Here is a 7,451-nt window from a genome sequence, read left to right on the forward strand (position 1 = left end):
TGTGCTTTTATGCTATATATGAGCTGAAGGATGAAATCCCGAAATATGGATTTCATCCTTCGAAAAACACTTAAATTATATTATCATTTTGGAGTTTACACAAAATCGGGGAAATACCCTAATCCAAATTCCTATAGTGTAACTATTAAAAAGGTAAACTCGGGTTTTAACTGCACAAATAACTGGTATCCTCAAGTTGGAACTTATGAAAGCTTCTTTAACGCAGTCTCTGTTTCAAACACAATTCCGGCACATCAAAGTGTTTGGATTGAGGATGAAAGTGTTTTGGCGAACGGACGCTTTGAGGCACTTATGAAGTATACCCTAACAGGTACTTTAGTTATGGCTGTATATTTGTGTAAAAACAAAAACAATATAGGAGATAACCCGTCATATCCGCCTATATCTAAAAACGAATATTCCGGAACAGCTTCAGCATTTTATATTTCCACAAGTAATACATTAGCGGCAACCGATTTGCTTGCTTCGTACTACAATTCCGCCTTTTATGGAATATCCAGTAAGAATTTTAGCGGCAACTCTACTGAATCAAATCCAATAACGTTACTGCAGGGAGGAACGGCGAGTGAAGATTCCTCTACTTACAATAATGTAGGAAATTATGGTTTGCAGTATGCTTTCTCCACTACGTTAAAAAATGATAAAACATCCGGAAGGGTTAAATTTAAAGGTTATGTCATTTCAAACCCCGAGGGCCATTGGGCCGGTATTTCGTCTGGCGGTGTTGCAAAAGCGATGTTTCTTGGAACAAACGGTGCAGGAAGCGGTGCAGGATATAATCGTTGGAATTTCTGCGAAACAAATGCAATCAATCCCGGAAAATCTATTACTTTAGATTATCAATATATGCACTTGGGCAGAGGATGTACCCCCGGTATTATCCAATGGGAAACCGTTGAAGTGTGATAATCCTAAAATGACAAATTAAATTTTCAAAATTTAAAAGGGCATGCCTCAAAAGGTGAAACTCACCAAATTGGGCAATGCCCTTTTCGTTGCAAATTTATAAATTAAGAGAAAACATATAATCAAAAATCCTCTGATACATTCTGTAAATTGTAATAATGGACTGTTCTTTTGTATATATGTCTTGAGCATTAAATAAATTATTTTCATCTCCGAACATAACACCTAAATTTTTCATCTCATACACATATGATTTTGCCCAGTATGAAATCTGATAATCATCAGAGAAGTTATCACCGTCAGCATTTAATTCTACGTCAAAAAGTGACGCAATTCTGCTTAAAATCGCCGCGGCCGTTTCACGTGTGATGTACGAATTGGGTTCAAATCTATTTTTCCCTGTACCATATATGACTTTTAATGCCGTTAAAAATCTAATCTCATCACTTGGATTATTAACATCTTCATATAAGACATTTTCAAATTCAGAGGTAAGATTTTTAAGTTGTATAATCTCTTTGACCACAGATTGAATTTCAGAAGAATTTACTGTATCGTATGTTTTTTCTTTATACAATACAACTATAAGTTGAGCGGCTAATTTGCAAAAATCCTCACGTGAAATTCCTTCTGTATAATTATAGGCAAGCTCATATGGCACAAGATTTTTTGTTGCTGCAATTTGCAAATCCGTTTCCGCCCATTTGCTTGCACCGGCAGTCGAAAAATAATTCGGTTCTGATTTAACAACAACCGGTCCGTCATAGTTATCCAACATTCTCGTTCTGTTGCAATATTTATTTGTTAATTCTTCAAACGCCTCTGCAATAACATTAACGCTATCTTCAGTGGGGTAATACCATAGATAATTGCATGCATATGTTACACCTGTATCTGCCGTTTTGTTTCCATAGGCTCCGTATTGAATACACGTTGGATATATTGTAAGCTTATTGTTATAATCCAAAGAGTATTTTTCACCCTTCCATAAGTTTACAAAAACATTATTTAATTTTTTATAGTTATCCCAATAAGGACCTATAACCGCTTTATACTCTGTATCCCGGCAAACAGAAAGAAATTTTTCTATATCTTCATTATCTATATCTGCACAAACGTTGTTTAATTCGCGCACATATTCTATTGTGGCTGATTTTATATCTTCGTTTGACTCAATACCTAAAATTTGATAAAAAGTTTTTGTCGGTGAAATTACAGAATTTTTTGTTTCCAAAGCAAATACATTTGAGCATAACAAAATAATAACAGTAATCACAGCCAGAAGGCTGACAGTTTTTTTCATAGCGTCACAATATCCCTTCTAGTATAAACTTTTAATAAATTTTTCAAACTCTTTTTTGTTACAATTACTGCTGACGTTATAAATTAAGTTTTCGTCGTTCCAAATGGCACTATACCATTTAATATCAGTATCTAACTGTTTATGTTCTGCAATATTTATAATTGTATTTTTAACGGTAAGTGTATATGTGTAACCTTCTTTTGTATCAACAGCTTCGCCTGAATATGTTGGGTCAGTCTTTAACTCTTGCGTTAACTTTATAATCTTATCTTGATTTTTATATACCATTATAACATGGTCATTTTCGTATAGTTTTACACTATCAAAAACATAGCCATCAGGCATATATTTAGGTTTCAATGTGGTATAACCTAAAGCTTTATCAGCATTATTGTATGCCTCATTTTCATCAGCATCATAATTGTAACTTCCGTCGTTTATGCCAAAAAACTGTATGGAATTCTCGGTAATTTGATGTATTATCTTAAAGACATAAACTCGTACAGCTCCTACACTAAAAGCTCCGCAAGATAAAATTAGGATAGCGGCAGCAATTACAATAAACTTGTGGAGTTTATGTTTCTTACTATTATTTGGCTTCTTGTCAAATCCGTCATCTAAATTTATTGTTGCATTAGTGCATTCTTTCATTATTTTATCATACATATCTGCAGGAGGCGATGGATATCCCATTTTCTTTATATCTTCGTCTGTTAATGGGGAAAGACTGTCAGTCATTTCCATTTCAACGCTCTTTTTAATAATGTCATCAAAAGTTTGTCTAATATTTTCACAATTTTCATTTCTCATTTTGACTTACCCCCGTCAAAGTAAAAGTCTTTAACCGATTTGCTGATTTTGTCATATAAGATTGTCTTGGCTTTACTCAACCTTGAATAAACGGTGTGCAACGGAATATGTAATTTTTCAGATATTTCCTTCGGCGAAAATTCCCAAAAATAATGTAGTACAATTACTTCGTAATGAACAGATTTTAATTGATGTATTACTTCCATTAATTCATTTGCTATTTCTTGTTTGATAACATTGTCAAGAGGTTGGTTTTCTAGTAAATCTTGACAGCTCTCAAATATATCTTCATCATCCAGCGTAATATTTATGTGTTCCTTGTAGGTAGTATCTTTTCTTATTGCATCAATTATGGTACTTTTAGTTACGAGCATTAACCATTTGCGAGCTGCATTCTCGTGTTGGAATTTTCCCATGCTTTTATAAAACTTTACGAACACATCTTGCATTACTTCTTCACGCTGTTGAGCATCAAAAATAGATTTGCATATCGTTATCCAGACATTATTACAATATTTATTATATATAAAATTAAAGTCCAATACTGTATTCTTTTGCTGTACATCAGTATTTGTTAGGCAAATAAGCAACATCAACACTCACAAGTTGTTTTGCAAAAAAATTATTGCTCAATATTATAATGTATCAATAAAATTCTTTGCTAAAATTATGTAATTTTTTACGAGGGTCATGCGGTTTTTAGCCATAGCAGGAATTATCCAAACAAGCTCAACTTTCATAGCGTCATTCACATGTCCCTGTGAACGTAGAATTTGTACTCAATGTTTAGAAACGCCCCACATATTAGCTATTTCGGCAACACTAAAAAATCTGTTGCATTGTTATTACTACAAATAATACACTTCTCCTCACTGTATATATTATATCCCTAACTGTGAATATTTTCAAGTAAAAAATTAAATTTGTCACAAATTCAGAGATAACCACAATTTTTGAATGTTAAACTTGCTTATAATAATGCCGTTTGATAAATCAAATTTTATTATATCACCATCAGTAATATTTAAAAAATCTCTTGTTTCATCATCTAAAACTATAATGTTTCTTTCTATTCGTAAAATTTTCTTGAATTTTGCAGAAAAATTTTTATTTAGGAAATTCTCCTGCCATTTCTCTAAAGACAAAGAATTTAAATGAAGTTCCAAACACTCACTGTCCTTATATAATAAAGCCTCCAAGGATATGGAGTCCTCTGTGTGGTTCCCAACACAATTGGGTAATACTATTTTATCATTATCCAACTGTGAAAAGAAAATATTATTTAAAGTTTTATTATGCATAATACTTTCAATTTCGCAATATATTTCGTTCATTGCGACAAAATCTCTTCTTTCAGTAGCTTCAATTAGTTCTAAAAAATATTGTCTTAAAATGGTAATTTTTCTCTTCATAGATATTTCCTTTCACACTATAAGTATAGGCTATTTTATTCATTCAACAATTTGACAAAAGGTACACATTTTGACAAAATATGTTTTTGGAGAATAATATACTAATTACTATCGAAAAATTGACTTTATGAGGGGAATATGATACAATATGCGTGGATATTTATACTATAAATATCGTTTTATGACATATGTAGGCAAAAAATAATCGCTATCAAAATGTGTACCTTTTGATAGCGATTTTTAATGTGTACTTATTCGTAATTCTCGTAATCTTCGATAAAATGTGGATATACTCATTTTGCTTTTTTTAGCCACATCATCAGCCGAGATCTTTCCTTGTTTCCACTGCTTTACAAGGAACTGAAAATTGGCGGGTGGCTTTATAACAGGTCGTCCGAACTCAACCCCACGAAGTTTAGCGGCCTTTATGCCCTCTTCCTGTCGCCTTTTTATGTTTTCACGTTCGTTTTGGGCTACAAAAGAAAGCACCTGTAAAACTATGTCCGCTATAAATGTTCCAAGTAAGTCTTTTGCAGTTCGTGTGTCTAAAAGCGGCATATCAATAACCACAATATCAACCTCCATTTCTTTTGTTAGTATTTGCCATTGTTTAAGTATTTCTTTATAATTTCGTCCCAGACGGTCTATGGACTTTACATATAATATATCTCCTTTTTCCAAAGTTTTAAGTAATTCAATGTATCGTGGCCGATTAAAGTTTTTACCTGATTGTTTATCGATATAAATGTTTCGTTTAGGGATTTTTAGCCGTTGCAGTTCAAGTAACTGCCTGTCCTCGTTTTGGTCCGTTGATGATACTCTTACATATCCAAATTTATCCATTTTAGCACCTCCAATACATATAGTTTAGGGACTCTTCGTATAAATTATCTCACAATATATAACATATCGAAAACACATTTTTTAATACATAATTTTGTAAAATTAAGATATGTGACGTATTTTTCACCTTTTAATTTTTAATAACAATTCGGTCTTGCTGCAAAACCGAAGCTACTGTTTGTTGTGATAACGACATTATTCCTGCCGCTCGAACAATGGATAACAAGAATGTTTCCGTCAGCGTCCTTTCCGGCAATGATTCCGATATGCGATAAATCACTGTAAAAGGCTAAATCTCCGGCTTGAGCGTTACTCCAAGATATTCGGCTGCACTTTGCGATTTGTCCTTGCGTTCCGTGTCCGATTTGCGAAGCATTAAATCCCGAATTGATAAAACTCCAAGTAACAAACCCCGAACAGTCAAGTCCGAAAGGTCTTTTTGTCCCGGTTGTTTTGCTACCTTCTGCCGATACTGTTTTCAGCTTACCCCATTCTGAGTCCCAGCCGATAGCGGAGGATTTACCGCCCCAAAAGTAATTTACCTTGCCTACAAGCGAGCAGGCAGCTTTTATAACTTTCTTTCGTTCTGTGGACAGAGTATCGGGCAAATTTTTCAAAATATCCTGTGCGGTTGCGTCTGATACCGCAAGCGACTGCGTTGCAGAAATCAACACCTCATCTTGTTCCAAAAGCGTATTTAACGCTTCCTGCTGCTTGCGTGTAAAATGATATTTTTCTATCATTTCCTCTTTTGTTTTCGCCGTAATTGTAATATACACGACCTTTTCATTGGTATCACCGTTTGCAACCGTTTCCGTCCGAGAGGTTATCTCGTGCATATCCCAAAATACATCTTTGAGCTTTTGTTTTTTATCCTCTGTGATGACAACAACATCTTCGACCGTATTATCTTCCACACCCGCTACCTTTGTTGCAAATATGGCGAGTACCAAGTCCCAATTTGCCTGTTCGCCGATAATTTCGCTGCGGTCGGCGGCTGCGGCATTTTCTATATCATCGAGCTTGTTTGAAAGTTCCATATTACATTCTGCAACGATAGCTGAAATGGGAATACTGTCATTATCCGCTGCTTCATCTGAAATAAATATACCGAAAGGACTTGCGGCTATCGCCGCAACCACGATTACAACAATTAGAGCGACCAACAATACCGCCCAACCGCCGAGTGCGGCAAGTGCTGAAATAACGGCTTTGGTTGCTGCTACTACCATTTGAGCGACTTTAACTGTAATTTTAACAGCCGCTTTTGCGGTTGCCTTTGCAACCTGTGACGCCTTTTGAGCCGCTTGCTTTGCCTGTTTTGCGGCTTGTTTAGCCGCTTTTTTCGTGATTTCTTTCTGCGTCTTTACCGCCCGTTTTGCCGTTTTAACGGTCTTTTTCTTTGCAGCTTTGCCGACATAGGAATTGCCTGTTTTTACGGCTTTATTTGTGCCTTTCAAAAAGCTGTCTTTTGTCTTAAACGCCTTTTTTGTCCCGGTCGATACATTTCGGGTAACGGTATGAGTATTTTGCTTCGGCATTATTTTTGCTTTCTCCGGTGTTCTTATGAGGTCGGATGGAGCTTTGCCGTGCGAGCGTATGTAGCTTTCCTTTGTTTTCGGCATAGATTTTGAGGAAAAAGCGGTGTTAGATATGCTTCGTTGTGTTTCAGATGCTGAAATTTCTGTTTTCGGCAAGTTTTCGTTATGTATAGGCATATCCGAAGTATGATTTTGCCGAGCTGTCTTTTCAGCTTCAGCTTTTGTTTTCAGTTTCTCCGAAACATATTTTTTTCGTGCGTCCTTTATGGATTGCTCTTTGGTTTTTGAAGTGGGAGCAGAGGAAACTGCGGTATTTTCTCTTGTTTTCGGTGCAATTTCGGTCGCTTTTTGCTTGATACCGCCCTTAACTTTGGCGTTTTTATGCTGTTTTATGTAATTAGCCTTTGTTTTAACAGTTTCTGTCGCTTTCTCCGACATATCCGCTTTCTGCGATTTCATATATGCTTCTTTGGTCTTAACCTGTGCGGCAGGGGTGTTTGCCGTCTTCCCAGATTTGATGGACAGAAAAAAGTGTGATATAATGAAATGGACGCAAACAAATTCAAAATCACAGGAGGAATTTTTATGTCAATCAAAAAAGGAACAATGCCACCT

Annotated in this window: 7 protein-coding genes; 1 reads left to right on the forward strand and 6 read right to left on the reverse strand. The window is 35.4% G+C overall.

Going from position 1 to position 7,451, the window contains the following annotated elements; genetic code table 11:
- Positions 1-45: 45 nt before the first annotated feature.
- Positions 46-927 carry a hypothetical protein gene (locus tag H8706_RS11345; RefSeq protein ID WP_262432713.1) on the forward strand — a complete coding sequence of 294 codons (882 nt, stop codon included), beginning with the start codon at positions 46-48 and terminating at the stop codon, positions 925-927.
- A gap of 97 nt (positions 928-1,024) precedes the next feature.
- On the opposite strand, the gene H8706_RS11350 is transcribed toward H8706_RS11345, so the two are convergent.
- From H8706_RS11350 to H8706_RS11375, 6 genes are all read right to left on the reverse strand, one after another.
- The gene (locus H8706_RS11350; RefSeq protein WP_262432714.1) at positions 1,025-2,230 is read right to left on the reverse strand and encodes an S-layer homology domain-containing protein; all 1,206 of its coding nucleotides are present in this window, start codon (positions 2,228-2,230) and stop codon (positions 1,025-1,027) included.
- Between the two features lie 18 nt (positions 2,231-2,248).
- Positions 2,249-3,040: a DUF4367 domain-containing protein gene (locus H8706_RS11355; RefSeq protein ID WP_262432715.1), complete on the reverse strand. Its 792-nt coding sequence runs from the start codon at positions 3,038-3,040 to the stop codon at positions 2,249-2,251.
- Positions 3,037-3,633, reverse strand: a complete 597-nt coding sequence (locus tag H8706_RS11360; RefSeq protein WP_262432719.1) for an RNA polymerase sigma factor — start codon at positions 3,631-3,633, stop codon at positions 3,037-3,039. Before H8706_RS11360 ends, H8706_RS11355 begins: the two co-directional genes overlap by 4 nt.
- A gap of 333 nt (positions 3,634-3,966) precedes the next feature.
- Positions 3,967-4,452 carry a hypothetical protein gene (locus tag H8706_RS11365; RefSeq protein ID WP_262432716.1) on the reverse strand — a complete coding sequence of 162 codons (486 nt, stop codon included), beginning with the start codon at positions 4,450-4,452 and terminating at the stop codon, positions 3,967-3,969.
- A gap of 240 nt (positions 4,453-4,692) precedes the next feature.
- Positions 4,693-5,295 (reverse strand): recombinase family protein, encoded by a 603-nt coding sequence (locus H8706_RS11370; protein WP_262432717.1) that lies wholly within the window; start codon positions 5,293-5,295, stop codon positions 4,693-4,695.
- A gap of 137 nt (positions 5,296-5,432) precedes the next feature.
- A complete protein-coding gene (locus tag H8706_RS11375) occupies positions 5,433-7,295 on the reverse strand; it encodes a C40 family peptidase (RefSeq protein ID WP_262432718.1) in 1,863 nt (620 codons plus the stop codon).
- Positions 7,296-7,451 lie beyond the last annotated feature (156 nt).

It is taken from the genome of Qingrenia yutianensis (assembly GCF_014385105.1).
Lineage (GTDB): Bacteria > Bacillota > Clostridia > UMGS1810 > UMGS1810 > Qingrenia > Qingrenia yutianensis.

Excerpts from the sequence above, each read along its gene's own strand:
- H8706_RS11375 (WP_262432718.1), bottom strand. The coding sequence starts at position 7,295 with ATGAAATCGCAGAAAGCGGATATGTCGGAGAAAGCGACAGAAACTGTT.
- H8706_RS11360 (WP_262432719.1), bottom strand. The coding sequence starts at position 3,633 with ATGTTGCTTATTTGCCTAACAAATACTGATGTACAGCAAAAGAATACA.
- H8706_RS11345 (WP_262432713.1), top strand. The coding sequence starts at position 46 with ATGGATTTCATCCTTCGAAAAACACTTAAATTATATTATCATTTTGGA.
- H8706_RS11365 (WP_262432716.1), bottom strand. The coding sequence starts at position 4,452 with ATGAAGAGAAAAATTACCATTTTAAGACAATATTTTTTAGAACTAATT.
- H8706_RS11370 (WP_262432717.1), bottom strand. The coding sequence starts at position 5,295 with ATGGATAAATTTGGATATGTAAGAGTATCATCAACGGACCAAAACGAG.
- H8706_RS11350 (WP_262432714.1), bottom strand. The coding sequence starts at position 2,230 with ATGAAAAAAACTGTCAGCCTTCTGGCTGTGATTACTGTTATTATTTTG.
- H8706_RS11355 (WP_262432715.1), bottom strand. The coding sequence starts at position 3,040 with ATGAGAAATGAAAATTGTGAAAATATTAGACAAACTTTTGATGACATT.